Below are 15,664 nucleotides of genomic sequence, written 5' to 3' on the forward strand. Positions count from 1 at the left end.
CGCGCCCATCACCGGTCGCTCCCGGGTCGTTCCCGGCCATTCCAATGCCTCCTGCACCCATCGTCAGGGGAGGACCGGAATGACACCCGCAGCGCACCCGTCGCAGCACGCCCCCCAACTCCGCGAGGCGGCCCGCCACTTGGGACGCCGTCGCTTCCTCACCGTCACCGGCGCCGCCGCCGCGCTCGCCTTCGCGGTCAACCTGCCCACCGCCGGCACCGCGGCCGCCGCCGAACTCGACCCCGCCCGGATCACCGACGACCCCTTCACCCTCGGCGTCGCCTCCGGCGACCCGCTGCCCGGCTCGGTGCTCCTGTGGACGCGCCTCGCCCCGGCCCCCTACCAGCCCGACGGCGGCCTGCCCGCGCAGCGCGTCACCGTCCGCTGGGAACTGGCCCACGACGAGAACTTCCGACGGATCGTCAGACGCGGCACCGCCACCGCCCACCCCGAGTTCCACCACACCGTCCACGTCGAGGTGCCCCACCTCGCCCCCGACCGCGTCCTCCACTACCGCTTCCGCGTCGGCAGCTGGGTCAGCCCGGCCGGCCGCACCCGCACCGCCCCCGCGGCCCGGGCCCACGGCACCGGCCGCCTCACGCTCGCCGCGGTCTCCTGCCAGGCCTACGCCGACGGCTACTACACCCCGTACCGCCACCTCGCCCAGGACGACGTCGACGTCGTCTTCCACCTCGGCGACTACCTCTACGAGTACGCCATCAACTCGGTCGGCAACCACCGCAACTACACCGACCGCACGCTCCCCGCCGTGTTCGACCGCGAGACCGTGACCCTGGAGGACTACCGCCTGCGGTACGCCCTCTACAAGTCCGACCCCGACCTGATGGCCGCGCACGCCGCGCACCCCTTCGTCGTCACCTGGGACGACCACGAGACCGAGAACAACTACGCCGGCGACACCCCCGAGAACACCGTCCCGCCGGAGGAGTTCCTGCTACGCCGCGCCTCCGCCTACCGCGCCTACTGGGAGAACCAGCCGCTGCGCCGCCCCCAGCTGCCCGACGGCTCCGACATGCGGCTGTACCGCCGCCTCCACTGGGGCGACCTCGCCCAGTTCGACGTCCTCGACACCCGCCAGTACCGCTCGAACCAGGCCTACGGCGACGGCGCGCAGCTCCCCGGCCCCGACATCGACGACCCGGCGCGCACGATGACCGGCGCCACGCAGGAGCGCTGGCTCCTCGACGGCTGGCGCGCCTCGCGGGCGCTGTGGAACGTCGTGCCGCAGCAGGTCACCTTCTCGCAGCGCAAGTTGGACCTGAACCCGGTCGCCAAGCTGTCGATGGACGCCTGGGACGGCTACCGCGCCTCCCGCCGCCGCGTCCTGGACGGCGCGAAGGCCGCCGGCGTCGACAACCTGATGGTCCTCACCGGCGACGTGCACGTCGGGTACGCCTTCGACATCAAGGACGACTTCGACGACCCGGCCTCGAAGACCCTCGGGACGGAGATCGTCGCCACGTCGATCGCGAGCGGCCGCGACGGCTCCGACAAGCCCGCGAACTGGACCACGTACACGACCGCCAACCCGCACCTGAAGTTCTACAACGGGCGGCGCGGCTACGTCACCGTCTCCCTCGGCCGCGACCTCGCGCGCGCCGACTTCAAGACCGTGCCGTACGTGACCCGGCAGGGCGCACCCGTCAGCACGGCCGCGTCCTTCGTCACCCGGGTCGGCGAGCAGGGCCTCGAACCGGCCTGACCTACGCCACCGGAGGCCAGGCGTCGCCCCAGTCCGCGTCCCGTGCCGCCTTGTACAGGTCGCCGTGGCGCTTGGTCACCGTCGTCCGCTCCAGCCGCTCCTCGGCCTCGCAGAGGTCGAGGAGCACCTGGCCCTTGCGGATCTGCGGGCGCCGCACCACCCGGGAGGGGGCCGGCGCGACCGGGAAGCGGGCGGCGGCGACGTAGGCGAACTTCTCGTCCTCGTACGGCAGGGAGCCGCCCTTGACCTGCCGGTGCAGGGAGGAACGGCTGACCCGCGCCGAGAAGTGGCACCAGTCCGTGCCCGGCACGATCGGGCACGCGGCGCTGTGCGGACAGGGCGCGGCGACCCGGAGACCTGCGGCGACCAGGCGGTCGCGGGCCTCGATGATCCTGGCGTACCCGTCCGGGGTGCCGGGCTCGACGATCACCACGGCCTGCGCGGCGGCCGCGGCGGCGTCCACGAGGGCGGCGCGGTCGGCGGCGGGCAGCTCGTTGAGGACGTAGGAGACGGTGACGAGGTCGGTGGGGTCGAGGCTGAGCGCCGTGCCGATGCGGGCGCGCTGCCAGCGGGCGGTGCGCAGGGCCGGGTGGGCGGCGGCGATCTCCCTGCCGAGCGCGAGGGCCGGCTCGGACCAGTCGAGCACCGTCACCGGACGCTCCCCGGCCCAGGTCGCGCCGACCGCCCAGGTCGCCGCGCCGGTGCCGCCGCCGACGTCCACATGACTCCCGGGCGTCCACCCGGGTACGGCGTCCGCGAACGCCTCCAGGGCCGCGCTCACCGCCTCGAAGGTCGCCGGCATGCGGTAGGCGGCGTACGCGGCCACGTCGGCGCGGTCGCGCAGGATCGGGGCGTCGGTGGGGGTCGCCCCCCGGTAGTTGGCGATGAGCCGCTCGACGGCCTGCGCGGCCTGCTTCGGCGGAAGCCCGTCGAGAAGCCCCGTGAGGGCACCACGGAGATTCTCGGAGGCGGATACGGAGACGTTCACCCGACAATTTTCTCAGGTCCCACCCGCTGCTCGACGAGGTCCCCGCCCCGGCCGGGCCCCGAGCGGTGGGACGCGAGGCGCGGTAGGCCCTCGGCCCCCGGCAGGCCCCCGGCAGGCCCCCGGTCCGGCCCGGTGGTCTCAGCGCACCGCCGTCGCCATCCGTGTGCCGGCCAGTGCGCGGGGGGCGTTGTCCGGTGGTCTGCGGACCGGGTGGACCGTGTTCGCCAGCAGGACCAGGAACGTGTCCGTCGCCGGGTCGAGGACCAGCGAGGTTCCGGTGAACCCGGTGTGGCCTGCGGCTCCCTCTCCGGCGAGTTCGCCCATGAACCACGGCTGGTCCACCGCGAAGCCCAGCCCCGGCGGGGTCAGCAGCAGCTCCGCGAAGTCCGGTCCGAGGATGCGGGCGGGCCCGTACGAGCCGCCCGCCAGCAGGGTGCGGCAGAACACGGCCAGGTCGCGGCCCGTGGAGAACAGGCCCGCGTGACCGGCCACACCGCCCAGCGCCCAGGCGTTCTCGTCGTGGACCACGCCCCGCAGCATGCCCCGGTCCGCCTTCGCCCAGGGCCTGCGCTGGTCCTCGGTGGCCGCGGCGCCGGGGCACGGGCCGAAGCAGGTGGACGTCATGCCCAGCGGGCGGGTGATGCCGTCGTGCACGAGGACGTCGAGGGTGCGGCCGGTGAGGCGTTCCAGGAGCTGCTGGAGCAGCAGCATGTTCAGGTCGGAGTAGAGGTACGTGCCGGGTGGGCGGATCGGGGCCTCGGCGCGCAGCAGGCCCAGGCGCTCGGCGTCGTCCCGGCAGTCGTACAGGGGGAGCTCGGGGCGCAGGCCGGACGTGTGCGTGAGGAGCTGGCGGACGGTGATGTCGTGGGCGGCGGCCGCGCGGAAGTCGGGCAGGTAGGCGCCCACGCGGGCGTCGATGCCGAGGGTGCCGCGCTCGATCTGCTGGACGGCCGCGACCGACGTGAACAGCTTGGTCAGCGAGGCCAGGTCGAAGGGGGTGCCGACGGTCATCGGGACGCGTGCCTCGGGCGGCAGCTCCACGCCCGCGTCGGCCCGCGGGTCGTACGCCGAGTACCGCACCGCCCAGCCCACGGCCTCCTGCACGGCGATCACCGGGCCGCGCCCGGCCACCACGACGGCGCCCGCCGCCCAGGGACGGTCGCCGCAGGTGAAGTCCACGACGTCGCGTACGAGGTGACGCATCTCCTCGGGGTCGAGCCCGGCACGCTCCGGGGTGTCGACGCGCAGTCTCGGTGCGCTCAGCTCTCCTCCCTCACTCCCGACGCCGCCCGGGCGGGGGCACCCTCGTCCTCCGCCCCCGTCGTCGTCCAGGGACGGCACATAACCACGAAGCAGGCGAGCGCCACCAGTGCCGCCACCAGTTGGACGACGGCCATCGGTACGGCCGTGTCCTCGCCGGCGATCCCGACGAGCGGCGAGGCGATCGCGCCGATGAGGAAGGAGGACGTGCCCAGCAGGGCGGAGGCGGAACCGGCGGAGTGCCGGACGCGCATCAGGGCGAGTGTCTGCGCGTTGGGCAGGGTGACGCCCATCGCCGACATCAGCACGAACAGGGCGGCCGCCACCGGCCCCAGCCCCACCTCGCCGAACACGCCGGCCGCCATCAGGAGCAGGGAGGCCGAGGCCAGCACCACGATCGTCAGGCCGACGGCGAGGACCCGGTCCAGGCGGACCCGGCCCACCAGCACCTTGCCGTTGAGCTGACCGACCGCGACCAGCCCCACCGAGTTCACCCCGAACAGCAGGCTGAACGTCTGCGGAGACGCGCCGTAGATCTCCTGGACGACGAACGGCGAGGCCGAGATGTAGGCGAACAGCGCGGCGAAGGCGAAGCCGCCGGTGAGGAGGTAGCCGGTGAAGGGCAGGTCGGCGAGCAGGCCGCGCATGGAGCGCAGGGCCTCGCCCACGCCCCCGGAGTGGCGCTCGGGGGCGGGCAGGGTCTCCGGGAGCCTCGCCGCCACCAGCGCGGTCAGCAGAACGCCGACGACCACGAGGACCACGAAGACGCCCCGCCAGTCCGTCACCCGCAGGACCTGCCCGCCGATGAGCGGCGCCACGACCGGCGCCACGCCCGAGACCAGCATCAGGGTGGAGAAGAAGCGGGCCATCGCCACGCCGTCGTACAGGTCCCGTGCCACCGCCCGGGCGATCACGATGCCGGCCGCGCCCGCGAGCCCCTGCGCCAGCCGGAAGGCCACCAGCAGCTCGACCGTCGGAGCCAGCGCGCACAGGGCGGTCGCCACGACGTACACGGCCAGTCCGGCGAGCAGCGGTCGTCTGCGCCCCCAGCGGTCGCTCATCGGGCCGACCACGAGCTGGCCCAGGGCCATGCCGGCCAGGCAGGCGGTCAGCGTCAGCTGGACGGTCGCGGCCGACGCGTGCAGGGAGCGCGTGACCTCGGGGAGCGCCGGGAGGTACATGTCCATCGCCAGCGGGGGAGTGGCGGTCAGTCCGCCCAGCACGAGGATGACGAGGAGGCCGGTGCGGCGCTGTGCGCGCGATGCCCGGCCCAGCTGGTGCGTCTTCGTCTCGGTTGTGTGCGACACGCCCGGTATCGGCGCCCCACCCTCGGGCATGTGGCCCCTCCCTCTCCGTCATCTTCGCCACTTATGCTCTCAGCTCGAACAGACCGATGGGACGGCACGAGGGTGGGCGGGATGACGACGGACAGCGTGCGGTGGGGGATCCTGGCGACCGGCGGCATCGCCGGCGCCTTCACGGCGGACCTGATCGACCTGCCGGACGCGGAGGTCGTGGCGGTCGCCTCGCGCACCGAGACCTCCGCGCAGGCCTTCGCCGAGCGGTTCGGGATCCCCCGGGCGTACGGCGACTGGGAGCAGCTGGCCTGGGACGAGGACATCGACGTCGTCTACGTCGCCACCCCCCACGCCGCCCACCGGACGGCCGCCGGCCTGTGCCTGAAGGCCGGGCGGAACGTGCTGTGCGAGAAGCCGTTCACGCTGAACGTCCGCGAGGCCGAGGAACTCGTCGCGCTGGCCCGGGACAACGGGCGCTTCCTCATGGAAGCCATGTGGATGTACTGCAACCCGCTGATCCGCCGCCTGAAGTCGCTGATCGACGACGGCGCTATCGGGGAGGTGCGCACCGTGCAGGCCGACTTCGGGCTCGAAGGGCCCTTCCCGCCCTCGCACCGGCTGCGCGACCCCGCCCAGGGCGGCGGCGCCCTCCTCGACCTCGGCGTCTACCCCGTCTCCTTCGCCCACCTGCTGCTCGGCGAGCCCACCGGCGTCTCCGCGCAGGCCGTCCTCTCGCCCGAGGGCGTCGACCTGCAGACCGCGGCGGCCCTGTCCTGGGAGTCGGGCGCGCTCGCCGCGCTGCACTGCTCCGTCGTCGGCGGGACGGGCACCTCGGCCTCCGTGACCGGGTCGCGCGGCCGCATCGACATCCCGTCCGGCTTCTTCCACCCCGACCTGCTCGTCCTGCACCGCGCCGGCCGTGACCCCGAGGAGTTCGCCGCCGACCCGGCCGACGGGCCGCGCACCACCTTCCGGCACGAGGCCCGCGAGGTCATGCGGGCGATCCGGGCCGGCGAGACCGAGTCCCCGCTCGTCCCGCTCGACGGCACGCTCGCGGTCATGCGGACGCTGGACGCCATCCGGAAGGGGATCGGGGTGCGCTACCCGGGAGAGGCCGCCGCGTAGGCCTCCCGCGCGGGCGTCTCGCCGAGGCCGGAGCGAGACGCCCCGTCTCACCGCCTTGGTACGGTCGTCGCATGGTCACCCAGCCCGGAAAGCCGGCCCCCGACACCACCCGCCGCAGCGAGAGGTCCCGACGCGCCATCTACGAAGCCGCCCTCGCCCTCGTCGGCGAGGTCGGCTACCCGAAGACCACCGTCGAGGGCATCGCCGCCCGGGCCGGCGTCGGCAAGCAGACCATCTACCGCTGGTGGGGCTCCAAGGCCGACGTCCTGCTGGAGGCGTTCCTCGACCTCGGCGAGCAGGCCGCCGAAGCAGCGGGGCAGGTGCCGTACGCCATCCCCGACACCGGTGACCTCGCCGCCGACCTCAAGGCCGTCCTGCGTGCCACCGTCGACGAACTCCTCGACCCCCGCTACGACGCCCCGTCCCGCGCCCTGACCGCCGAGGGCCTGGTCAACGAGCAGCTGGGCCGCGAGTTCGTCGCCAAGCTCCTCGAACCCAACCTGCGGCTGTACGTCGACCGCCTGCGCTCCGCCCAGGACGCCGGGCACGTCCGCGCCGACGTCGACCCGCGCATCGCCCTGGAACTCTTCGTCTCACCGCTGGCCCAGCGCTGGCTCCAGCGCACGGGCCCCCTCTCGTACGAGTACACCGACACGCTCGTCGACTACGCCCTCAACGGCCTGGCACCCCGGTAACCCGTAGCGACCCATCCGTACCCTTGTCCGACCTGCCCCGATTGGGTACTCCGGACCCCCGATGCGCGGGATGGTGGGACGATAAGGCATGCTGTCCGCACCACGGCGAGGCGAGGGGATAAATGAGCGCGGAGAACGGCGGCCGCACCGGCCGGCAGGGCAAACTCTCCCAGTGGCTGCGGGGACGCCGCCCGAAGGAGGCCGCCGGCGACGGCGGCCGTGAGGCCCTGCTGCTCGCCGCCGCCGGAGCGGGACTGCCGCTCGCGCCCGCCGCGCACCCGGCCCCCGGCTACCGCTGCTCCTGCGACCGGGTCGGCTGTCCCACCCCCGCCCGGCACCCCGTCTCCTTCGCCTGGCAGACGCAGTCCACCACCGACCGCGCCCAGATCGAGCGCTGGGCCCGGCACCAGCCGCAGGCCAACTTCATCACCGCGACCGGCATGGTGCACGACGTCCTGGACGTACCGCAGGAGGCGGGCCAGGCAGCCCTGGACCGGCTGCTCGGCTCCGGCGTCGAGGTCGGCCCGGTCGCCGTCAGCGACGACGGCCGGATGTTCTTCTTCACCCTCACCCGCGGTACCCCCGAGGACGAGGACGAGTGGTGGCCCTGCGAGCTGGACTGCCACCCCGAGACCATGGACGAGCACCCCGGGCTGCGCTGGCACTGCCGCGGCTCCTACGTCCTCGTCCCGCCCGCCCGCCTCCCCGGCGACGACGGCCGGGCGGTCCACTGGCTCCGCGGCCCGGAACACCCGCTGCCCGACCCGCTGAGCCTCCTGGAGTCCCTGACGGACGCCTGCGCCCGGCACGCCGGCGAGACACCGGACCAAGCGGCGGCCACCTGGCCCCTGCGGCACTGAGCCGGCCCGGAAGCGGCGCGGGACGACGACCGGCAGACGGCTCCGCGGCGGGGACACGACCGCCCACGGACCGCCCGCGGCCCCACACGGCGACGAACAGGCGGATGCCGAGGAGTTCTACTCCCCCTTGGCCGCCGTCAGGCCCTCCAACCGGCTCAGCAACGACACCTTGCCGTCCCCCGACCCCTTCGCCGGGGCGATGGCCACCTCGTTCGCGACGAACTCCATCGTCAGCGACTGCTTGATCTCACCGGTCGTCAGCGCCCGCACGCTGGCGTTCGGCGTGGGCACGGCGGCGCCCGCCGCGGCCGTCTGCTTCACGTAGTGGTGCGTGGTGAAGAACACCAGCGCCCCGCCGTCCGCGGTGCGCAGCGCCAGCGGCGCGAAGTCGCCGCTGGTGAGCGGTTCGTCGATGTACTGCGTGGCCAGACCCGGCTTGCTGGAGTTCTTCGCCCGCGTGGAGCGCAGTTCGCTGGTGTACCTGCCGTCGGCGAAGGCGCCTTCGCCGTCCTTCAGGTACGTCGCGTAGTCCTTGCTCAAATCACGGGGAGAGCACGTCAGTTCTGCCGAGTCGGCCGGTACGGCCTCGGCCCAGCCGTCCTTGTCCTTGGTGAACTGCGGCACCGCGCCCGGCGCCACCAGGGTCAGGTAGGCCGCCTGCCAGGGGTCCGCCAGGCGGTTGCGGGTGAACACCAGCAGCCAGCGCGCGTCACCGCCCTTGTTGGCCTGCGCGTCGGCGACGAACCAGCGCGGCCAGCCCGCCTTCTTGACGATCGTGTACTTCACGTCCGTCAGCACCAGCGGCGTGTGCTGCGGGTTGCCGTCCGGGTGGTTGACCCGCCCGGCCTTCAGCCGGGCCGCGTCGATCGCGCCGAGCGCCCCCGTCGTGTGCTCGGCGTCCAGGGAACTGTCGTACGCCGCGTCCGCCTTGTTGTACGCGGTCGTGAACTGCGCGACGGCCTCGGCGGCTTCGGCACGGGTGGCCGCGGGCAGCACCTCGCGCTCCCCGTGGACCACCACGCATCCGCTCGCCGTCAGCGAGACGGCGACGAGCGAGGCCGCCGTGATTGCGTTCCGGTCACGCCTGCGAAGCCGTGGACGGCCGGTCGTCAGGCTGCGTTCCCTGGTCATCAGGTGCCTTCACCTTCCCCTTCCCGGAGGCGAACCCTACCGGGGCGAGGAACGGCGCGAGCGTCGGGACCACGTACAGCAGCCACACCGTGACCTGGAGGACCGTCGGATCGGGCTGGAAGTCGAACACGCCCTTCAGCGACCATCCAGGTGCCGAGGAAGTTCACGCCGAACGCGATCGCGGTGACCGCCGCGATCGCGGTGACCGCCCGGACCGCCGCGCCCGAGGAGATCCCGATGACGCCCGGCTCGGCCAGGGGATGGCCGAACACCCCCTGCATCAGCGCGCCGCGCACCCCGGCGAGACCCCGACGAGCAGCGCGAGCACGATCCGCGGGACCCGCACGTTCCACAGCACCGACTCCGCGACCCGGTCCAACGCGGCGCCCGCGAGGACGATCCGGTGCTGCACGGAGGTCAGCACGTCCCCGACGGGCATCCGGATACGCGCCCAGCCCGGCGGCGACCGGCACGAGCACGAGAAGGCACACCACCAGCCCGGCGGTCAGCAGCCAGGCGGTTCCGCGCCTCCGACGGGAGCCGGCCGCGGCGGGCTCGGGCTCGACACGAGGGGCGGGCTCGGCGGACTCGGCGGACTTGTCCAGGACGGTCGAAGCAGAAGCTTAGGTAGGTACCTGACTCACCAGCGATCGTCCGCCCCGGGCTCGGAGGACCCGGCCGCCCGCGCGATGTTTCAATGCCCGCGTGACTGATTACGACGTGCTCCGCGTCTTCTGCGCGCCCAACGGCGGATACGGCAACGAACTGGGTGTCGTGCGTGACGGTTCCCGGGTGCCCGAGCGGAGTGACCGGCAGGAACTCGCGGCGAAGCTCGGCTTCAGCGAGACCGTGTTCGTCGACGACCCCGAGCGCGGAGTCGTCGACATCTACACCCCCACCCTGCGCCTGCCCTTCGCCGGACACCCCTGCGTGGGCACGGCCTGGCTGCTGGACGTGCCCGAACTCGTCACGCCCGCCGGGGTGGTGGGCGCCCGCCTGGACGGCGAGTTCAGCTGGATCGAGGCGCGCGCGGAGTGGGCCCCGCCGCGCACCCTGCGCCAGTACGCCACCGCCGCCGAGGTCGACGACCTGCCCGTGCCGCCGCCCGGCGAGTGGATCTACGCCTGGGCCTGGGAGGACGAGTCGGCCGGGCGGATCCGCGCGCGGGCGTTCCCCGGCCGTGGCGACGGCATCGAGGAGGACGAGGCGACGGGCGCGGCGGCCCTGCTGCTCACGGACCGGCTCGGGCGGGCCCTCAACATCACCCAGGGCATGGGCTCCCAGATTCTGACGGCTCCTCAGCCGTACGGCTGGGTGGAGATCGGCGGACGGGTCTTCCTGGAGCGCTGACCTCGCGGACCCGTGACCCTTCCCGCCTCCGTACGGGTGGTAGCGCGTGTGCGCGGGGCGGCGAACGGTTACCTCTGGGCGTGACCACCCCAGCCTCCGCGAGAGGAACATCATGCGTATCCGATCTGCCCTGGCCGCTGCCGTCCTGGGCGTCGCCCTGACCGCCGCAGGCGCCGCGAGCGCCACCGCCCATGACGGGCTCCGTCACTTCGACGGCGGTGACGACACCGTCTGCAGCCCGTACATCGGCGGGATCGACACGTCTTCCAGCGACCTCTTCTGGGCCGGCGCCCACTGCAGCGGCCACTTCTTCGGCTTCCACAAGGACGCCGACCACGTCGGTGACCGCCACGACGACAAGTACGGCGACAAGCACGTCGACCTGTACGGCGACAAGAAGGACGACAAGCACGACGACAAGCACGTCGACCTGTACGGCGACAAGAAGGACGACAAGCAGGACGACAAGTACGGCGACAAGTACGGCGACAAGCACGTCGACCTGTACGGCGACAAGAAGGACGACAAGCAGGACGACAAGTACGGCGACAAGCACGTCGACCTGTACGGCGACAAGAAGGACGACAAGCACGACGACAAGTACGGCGACAAGCACGTCGACCTGTACGGCGACAAGAAGGACGACAAGCACGACGACAAGCAGGACGACAAGCACGACGACAAGCACGACGACAGCTACGGCGACCTTCACCGCGGCTGAGACGACTCCGGGCCCGCACTCCTCCCTCGCGGAGGAGTGCGGGCCCGGCCGTGTCGTCGGCGGGACTCACGCCGACAGCGGGAACTCCTCGCCCAGCGCCCTGAACACCGCCGTGTTCAGGGCGAACGCCCGCTTGCACTCGGCCACGATCCGCTGCTTCTCCAGGTCGTCCGCGCGCACCGCGTCCAGCAGTTCCCGGTAACCGCGCTTGAACGCGGCGGGGTTGCCGATCCCCTCGAACACGTAGAAGCGGACGCCGTCGCCCTTCTTCTCGAAGCCCCAGGTTCGCTCCGCCTTGTCGCGGATGATCTGCCCGCCGGAGAGGTCGCCGAGGTAACGGGTGTAGTGGTGGGCGATGTACCCGGCCGGCCAGCGCTCGGCGCACTCGCGGACCCGCTCCGCGTACGCCCGCGTCGCCGGGAGAGCGGACAGGCCCACCCGCCAGTCGGGGCCCCGCAGATGGGACAGGTCCCGCTCCAGCGCCGGCAGCCGGAACAGCTCCGGCTGGATGAACGGCCCGGCCACCGGATCCGCCGCCAGCCGCCCGGCCCCGGCCTCCAGTGCCTCGTACACGAACCACAGTTGCTCGGTGTAGCGCGCGTAGGCGTCGACGCCGAGCCGGCCGCCCAGCAGGTCGCTCATGAACGTCGAGGTCTCCGCCTCCACATGCTGCTCGTGGGACGCGGTGCGGATGACTGTCGAGAAGGAGTCCATGGCCCAGATCTTCTATGGTTAGCCTTACCTAAGTCAACGACTTGCCGACTTGCCGTCGGCAACCTTTTCCGACGCCCGGTCGGTAAAAAACCTCCTGGGGGCAACCTAACCCGACGACGAAGAGCCCGCCCTCCGAGGAGAGCGGGCTCGCGCGACAGCGGGGGGTGGTGTTACGGCAGCGTGAGGATCTCCGCGCCCGACTCCGTCACCACCAGCGTGTGCTCGAACTGGGCCGTCCGCCTGCGGTCCTTCGTCACGACCGTCCAGCCGTCGTCCCACATGTCGTACTCGTGCGTCCCGAGCGTCAGCATCGGCTCGATCGTGAAGGTCATCCCCGGCTGCATCACGGTCGTGGCGTGCGGGCTGTCGTAGTGCGGGATGATCAGCCCGGAGTGGAACGACGAGTTGATGCCGTGGCCGGTGAAGTCCCGCACCACGCCGTACCCGAACCGCTTCGCGTACGACTCGATGACCCGGCCGATGACGTTGACCTGCCGGCCCGGCTTGACCGCCTTGATCGCGCGGTCGAGGGACGTGCGGGTCCGCTCCACCAGCAGCCGGCTCTCCTCGTCGACCTCCCCGACCAGATAGGTCGCGTTGTTGTCGCCGTGCACCCCGCCGATGTACGCGGTCACGTCGAGGTTGACGATGTCGCCGTCGCGCAGGACGGTCGAGTCCGGGATGCCGTGGCAGATGACCTCGTTGACGCTCGTGCACAGCGACTTGGGGAAGCCGCGGTAGCCGAGCGTCGAGGGGTAGGCGCCGTGGTCGCACATGTACTCGTGCGCCACCTTGTCCAGCTCGTCGGTCGTGACGCCCGGCGCGATCAGCTTCGCGGCCTCCGCCATCGCCCGCGCGGCGATCCGGCCGGCGATCCGCATCGCCTCGATCGTCTCCGGCGTCTGCACCTCCGGCCCGGTGTACGGGGTCGGCGCGGGCTTGCCGACGTACTCGGGACGACGGATGTTTCCGGGCACGGAACGGGTGGGGGACAACTCCCCGGGAACGAGCAGCGACTGGCCAGACATGCAAGCGAGTCTAACCAGCGGGCATGGGGGAACATGTCGATGGCGAGAGGAGCTGGTCATGGCCCTGTTCAAGAAGCGGACCGTCGGCAAACCGGGCGAGTGGTACTACTGCCTGGAACACAAGAAGGTCGAGGAGGGGCCGGAGTGCCCGGCCAAGGACCGCTTCGGCCCGTACGCGACCCGCGGCGAGGCCGAACAAGCGATGGCGACCGCGCGCGAGCGCAACCTCCAGTGGGAGAACGACCCCCGCTGGCACGACGCCCGGACGACCACCACCCCGGACGACGACTGACCGGCCGCCCTGCGGCGGCCGACGCCCGATCGGCCCGCTGCGACCGCCGCTGACCGGCGGGCTCACCCAGGCCGCCGTTGACCGGCAGGTCCACCGGGGCTGCCGGTCATCGGTCCGGGCCGCGGCGGCGGTCGGTGACCCGCTGGTCCACTGCGGCTGCCGGTCATCGGTCCGGTCCGCTGTGGCGGTCGGCGACCCGCCCGGTCCGACCGACGACCGACCGGCCGACCCGCCACCGCTGCCGACCGCTCGGCCTGCTGCGGTCACTGCCGACCGGCGGGCCCACCGGGGCTGTCGTGACCAGGCCTAGCTCGCTGCGGTCACTGTCGACTGCGGGCCCACCGGGCTGCCGGGAACGCCGGTCCGGGACGCTGGGGCTGTCGGTGAGGCCCAACCCGCTGCGGTCACTGCCGACCGGCCGGCCCCCCGGGGCTGCCCGGCACCCGGCCCGGGCCGCTGCGGCTGCCGGTTGACCACGCCCAGTCGGTTGCGGCTGCCGCTGTCTGGTCGGCCCACTGCGGCTGCCGCCCGGCCATACCACCGGGCTGCCGCTTTCCGGTCGGTCCCCTGAGGCGCCCGCTGACCGGCGAGTGCCGCGCCCGCTGACCGGCGAGTGCACTGCGGCTGTCGGTGACCCAGGCCCAGCTCGCTGCGGTCACTGCCGGCCGGACCCCGGGCGGTGCCGCTGTGCGGTCGGCCTACTGCGGCTGCGGCTGTCCGGCCGCCGACCGCGGCTGAGTGGGCCCCGGTCCGGGTCGCAGCGGCCGCCACTGGCCGGCCTGGTTCGCTGCGGCCGTCACGCACCCGGCCTGGGTCACCGAGGCTGCCGCTGATCAGGTCGGGGCTGCTCGCGGTGGTGATCCGGAATGGGCCGCCGTCGGCGCCGTTGTGACGTGTCGGCGTCGGGTGAATCGCGCCCGCGCGCACCGCGGCGGCCTCCCGGCCGCACGGCCGTGCGGCCGCTTCCCCGGAGGGCGTGACACCGGCGGCGCGATGACCTGGGCGGCGCGATGCCCGTACCCGATATCCGGACGATCCGCCGGCAGGGCGATGCCGGGGCGCTCGACGACACGGGTGCGCCACGAACAGCTGACGGGCCGGGGACCAGGCGGCCCGTGAGGCGGTCCTCGTTCAGGGGCGGGCCGCCGTCGCGCGCTGTTCGCGCAGCCGTACCGCGTGCTCGTTCGTGCGCACGTCGTACGTCATCAGCTTCGGCAGGCACAGCGCGAGCAGACCCACCGCACCCACGCACAGCAGCCCGCCCGACCACACCGACGTCCGCACGCCCTTCCAGGCGGCCACCCCGCCCACCCAGGTCTGACCGAGCTGCGGCCCCACCGAGTACGACAGCAACTCGATACCGGCGAGCCGGCCGCGCAGCTCGTCGGGGATCGTCTGGTTCCACATCGCCCCGCGGAAGATCCCGCTGACCATGTCGAAGGCCCCGCCGACTGTCAGGAACAGCAGCACCAGCCAGACGTTCCCGGCCGCCCCCGCGGCGGCGACGCACACGCCCCACAGCGCGGCCGAGACGACCACGATCCGCCCGTGCCGGTGAACCCGGGAGGTCCAGCCGCTGGTCAGGCTCACCAGCAACGCCCCCGCCGGGACGGACGCGTACATCAGCCCCAGCGACCACCGCGCGTCCAGCTCGTCCGCGAGGAACGGCAGCACCGCGAGCGGCATCGCGAAGAGCATCGCCGCGATGTCGACGACGTACGTGCCGAGGAGCTCCTTGCGGCTCCAGGCGTACCGGGCGCCCTCGAGGATCGAGGTGAGCGACGGCTTCTGCGCCTCGTGTGCGGCGGGGGAGGGGGCGAGACGGACGCAGATCACCACCGAGACGAGGAAGGTGACCAGGTCCGCGGCGTACGCCCAGCCGAGTCCCGCGTAGGCGACGACCACACCCGCCAGCGCCGGGCCCGCGACCCCACCGACCTGCCAGCGCAGCGAGTTAAGCGAGGCCGCGGCCGGCAGGTGCTCGTGCGCGACGATCCGCGGCATCAGCGAGTCGAGCGCCGGCCGCTGCACCGAGACCAGCGCGGAGGAGAGGGCGGCCACCGCGTACAGCGGCCACACGGCGGGGGCCGGCATCAGCGCGTTGACCAGCAGCACCGCGCAGAGCAGACCCTGCCCGGCCTCCGTCCACACGATCAGCCGGCGCTTGTCCCAGGCGTCGGCCAGCGCACCGCCGTACAGCCCGAACACGACCAGCGGCACCAGCTCCACCGCGCCGATCGCGCCGACCGCCGCGGCCGACCCGGTGAGTTCCTTGATCTGCACGGGCAGTGCGACGAACGTCAGGAAACTCCCGAAGTTGGTGATCACCCCTGAGATCCACAGCCGCCGGAAGTCGGCTGAGGCACGCCAGGGGGCGAGATCGGGCAGGAGGGCGCGCAGGCGGGAGGAAGGGCCGGACGGCGGCCGCTCGACGGCCGGAGGTGTGGGGGCGTCGTCGCTCACGGGGGCATGGTTGGGC

14 protein-coding genes and 2 pseudogenes are annotated in these 15,664 nt (G+C 72.9%); 7 read left to right on the forward strand and 9 right to left on the reverse strand.

The features are described 5' to 3' along the window. Nucleotides 1–79: 79 nt before the first annotated feature. Complete coding sequence (locus tag ACIHAR_RS05245) at nt 80–1,723, forward strand: alkaline phosphatase D family protein (protein ID WP_400017092.1); 1,644 nt, start codon at nt 80–82, stop codon at nt 1,721–1,723. Between the two features lies 1 nt (nt 1,724). Here the strand turns inward: ACIHAR_RS05245 and ACIHAR_RS05250 are convergent, their stop codons facing one another. The 3 genes from ACIHAR_RS05250 to ACIHAR_RS05260 all read right to left on the reverse strand — a co-directional run bounded on the left by ACIHAR_RS05250 (nt 1,725) and on the right by ACIHAR_RS05260 (nt 5,308). After that, on the reverse strand, nt 1,725–2,711 hold the full coding sequence (locus tag ACIHAR_RS05250; protein WP_365455034.1) for a small ribosomal subunit Rsm22 family protein: 987 nt from the start codon (nt 2,709–2,711) through the stop codon (nt 1,725–1,727). Between the two features lie 138 nt (nt 2,712–2,849). Further along, nucleotides 2,850–4,052, reverse strand: coding sequence for a serine hydrolase domain-containing protein (locus ACIHAR_RS05255; protein ID WP_400017094.1), 1,203 nt, complete (start codon nt 4,050–4,052; stop codon nt 2,850–2,852). Continuing rightward, nucleotides 3,971–5,308, reverse strand: coding sequence for a multidrug effflux MFS transporter (locus tag ACIHAR_RS05260; protein WP_365455040.1), 1,338 nt, complete (start codon nt 5,306–5,308; stop codon nt 3,971–3,973). The genes ACIHAR_RS05255 and ACIHAR_RS05260 overlap by 82 nt, the downstream gene beginning before the upstream one ends. 81 nt (nt 5,309–5,389) lie before the next feature. Between ACIHAR_RS05260 and ACIHAR_RS05265 the strand changes: the two genes are divergently transcribed. The 3 genes from ACIHAR_RS05265 to ACIHAR_RS05275 all read left to right on the forward strand — a co-directional run bounded on the left by ACIHAR_RS05265 (nt 5,390) and on the right by ACIHAR_RS05275 (nt 7,949). After that, on the forward strand, nt 5,390–6,394 hold the full coding sequence (locus ACIHAR_RS05265) for a Gfo/Idh/MocA family oxidoreductase (RefSeq protein WP_365455043.1): 1,005 nt from the start codon (nt 5,390–5,392) through the stop codon (nt 6,392–6,394). Between the two features lie 71 nt (nt 6,395–6,465). Further along, a complete protein-coding gene (locus ACIHAR_RS05270) occupies nt 6,466–7,089 on the forward strand; it encodes a TetR/AcrR family transcriptional regulator (RefSeq protein WP_365455046.1) in 624 nt (207 codons plus the stop codon). 122 nt (nt 7,090–7,211) lie between these two features. Beyond that, complete coding sequence (locus tag ACIHAR_RS05275) at nt 7,212–7,949, forward strand: bifunctional DNA primase/polymerase (RefSeq protein ID WP_365455049.1); 738 nt, start codon at nt 7,212–7,214, stop codon at nt 7,947–7,949. Nucleotides 7,950–8,066: 117 nt separating this feature from the next. Here ACIHAR_RS05275 and ACIHAR_RS05280 read toward each other — a convergent pair whose 3' ends face one another. The 3 genes and pseudogenes from ACIHAR_RS05280 to ACIHAR_RS05290 form a co-directional block, all read right to left on the reverse strand. After that, nucleotides 8,067–9,080: a hypothetical protein gene (locus ACIHAR_RS05280; protein ID WP_400017098.1), complete on the reverse strand. Its 1,014-nt coding sequence runs from the start codon at nt 9,078–9,080 to the stop codon at nt 8,067–8,069. Continuing rightward, nucleotides 9,028–9,228: pseudogene (locus ACIHAR_RS05285) on the reverse strand (iron transporter); the annotation flags it as partial. The gene ACIHAR_RS05280 and the pseudogene ACIHAR_RS05285, both read right to left, overlap by 53 nt. Next, nucleotides 9,218–9,685, reverse strand: a pseudogene (locus ACIHAR_RS05290) (iron chelate uptake ABC transporter family permease subunit); the annotation flags it as partial. The pseudogenes ACIHAR_RS05290 and ACIHAR_RS05285, both read right to left, overlap by 11 nt. Nucleotides 9,686–9,785: 100 nt before the next feature. Here ACIHAR_RS05290 and ACIHAR_RS05295 point away from each other — a divergent pair. Both ACIHAR_RS05295 and ACIHAR_RS05300 read left to right on the forward strand, forming a co-directional pair. Further along, on the forward strand, nt 9,786–10,430 hold the full coding sequence (locus ACIHAR_RS05295) for a PhzF family phenazine biosynthesis protein (protein ID WP_365455055.1): 645 nt from the start codon (nt 9,786–9,788) through the stop codon (nt 10,428–10,430). 112 nt (nt 10,431–10,542) lie between these two features. After that, a complete protein-coding gene (locus ACIHAR_RS05300; RefSeq protein ID WP_400017100.1) occupies nt 10,543–11,151 on the forward strand; it encodes a hypothetical protein in 609 nt (202 codons plus the stop codon). 66 nt (nt 11,152–11,217) lie between these two features. On the opposite strand, the gene ACIHAR_RS05305 is transcribed toward ACIHAR_RS05300, so the two are convergent. Together ACIHAR_RS05305 and map are read right to left on the reverse strand one after the other, a co-directional pair. Then, entirely contained in the window at nt 11,218–11,865 is a 648-nt protein-coding gene (locus ACIHAR_RS05305) for a heme oxygenase (biliverdin-producing) (protein ID WP_400017102.1), read from the reverse strand. 170 nt (nt 11,866–12,035) lie between these two features. Continuing rightward, nucleotides 12,036–12,893, reverse strand: a complete 858-nt coding sequence (gene map / locus ACIHAR_RS05310) for a type I methionyl aminopeptidase (protein WP_388750855.1) — start codon at nt 12,891–12,893, stop codon at nt 12,036–12,038. A gap of 58 nt (nt 12,894–12,951) precedes the next feature. Here map and ACIHAR_RS05315 point away from each other — a divergent pair, with 58 nt between their 5' ends. Continuing rightward, complete coding sequence (locus tag ACIHAR_RS05315) at nt 12,952–13,185, forward strand: hypothetical protein (RefSeq protein WP_365455067.1); 234 nt, start codon at nt 12,952–12,954, stop codon at nt 13,183–13,185. Between the two features lie 1,131 nt (nt 13,186–14,316). Here the strand turns inward: ACIHAR_RS05315 and ACIHAR_RS05320 are convergent. Further along, nucleotides 14,317–15,648, reverse strand: a complete 1,332-nt coding sequence (locus ACIHAR_RS05320) for an MFS transporter (protein ID WP_400017106.1) — start codon at nt 15,646–15,648, stop codon at nt 14,317–14,319. Nucleotides 15,649–15,664 lie beyond the last annotated feature (16 nt).

This window comes from Streptomyces sp. NPDC052016 (assembly GCF_044548445.1).
Taxonomy (GTDB): Bacteria; Actinomycetota; Actinomycetes; order Streptomycetales; family Streptomycetaceae; genus Streptomyces.

Excerpts from the sequence above, each read along its gene's own strand:
- ACIHAR_RS05315 (WP_365455067.1), top strand. The coding sequence starts at position 12,952 with ATGGCCCTGTTCAAGAAGCGGACCGTCGGCAAACCGGGCGAGTGGTAC.
- ACIHAR_RS05280 (WP_400017098.1), bottom strand. The coding sequence starts at position 9,080 with ATGACCAGGGAACGCAGCCTGACGACCGGCCGTCCACGGCTTCGCAGG.
- ACIHAR_RS05265 (WP_365455043.1), top strand. The coding sequence starts at position 5,390 with ATGACGACGGACAGCGTGCGGTGGGGGATCCTGGCGACCGGCGGCATC.
- ACIHAR_RS05245 (WP_400017092.1), top strand. The coding sequence starts at position 80 with ATGACACCCGCAGCGCACCCGTCGCAGCACGCCCCCCAACTCCGCGAG.
- ACIHAR_RS05270 (WP_365455046.1), top strand. The coding sequence starts at position 6,466 with ATGGTCACCCAGCCCGGAAAGCCGGCCCCCGACACCACCCGCCGCAGC.
- ACIHAR_RS05300 (WP_400017100.1), top strand. The coding sequence starts at position 10,543 with ATGCGTATCCGATCTGCCCTGGCCGCTGCCGTCCTGGGCGTCGCCCTG.
- ACIHAR_RS05275 (WP_365455049.1), top strand. The coding sequence starts at position 7,212 with ATGAGCGCGGAGAACGGCGGCCGCACCGGCCGGCAGGGCAAACTCTCC.
- ACIHAR_RS05260 (WP_365455040.1), bottom strand. The coding sequence starts at position 5,308 with ATGCCCGAGGGTGGGGCGCCGATACCGGGCGTGTCGCACACAACCGAG.
- ACIHAR_RS05305 (WP_400017102.1), bottom strand. The coding sequence starts at position 11,865 with ATGGACTCCTTCTCGACAGTCATCCGCACCGCGTCCCACGAGCAGCAT.
- map (WP_388750855.1), bottom strand. The coding sequence starts at position 12,893 with ATGTCTGGCCAGTCGCTGCTCGTTCCCGGGGAGTTGTCCCCCACCCGT.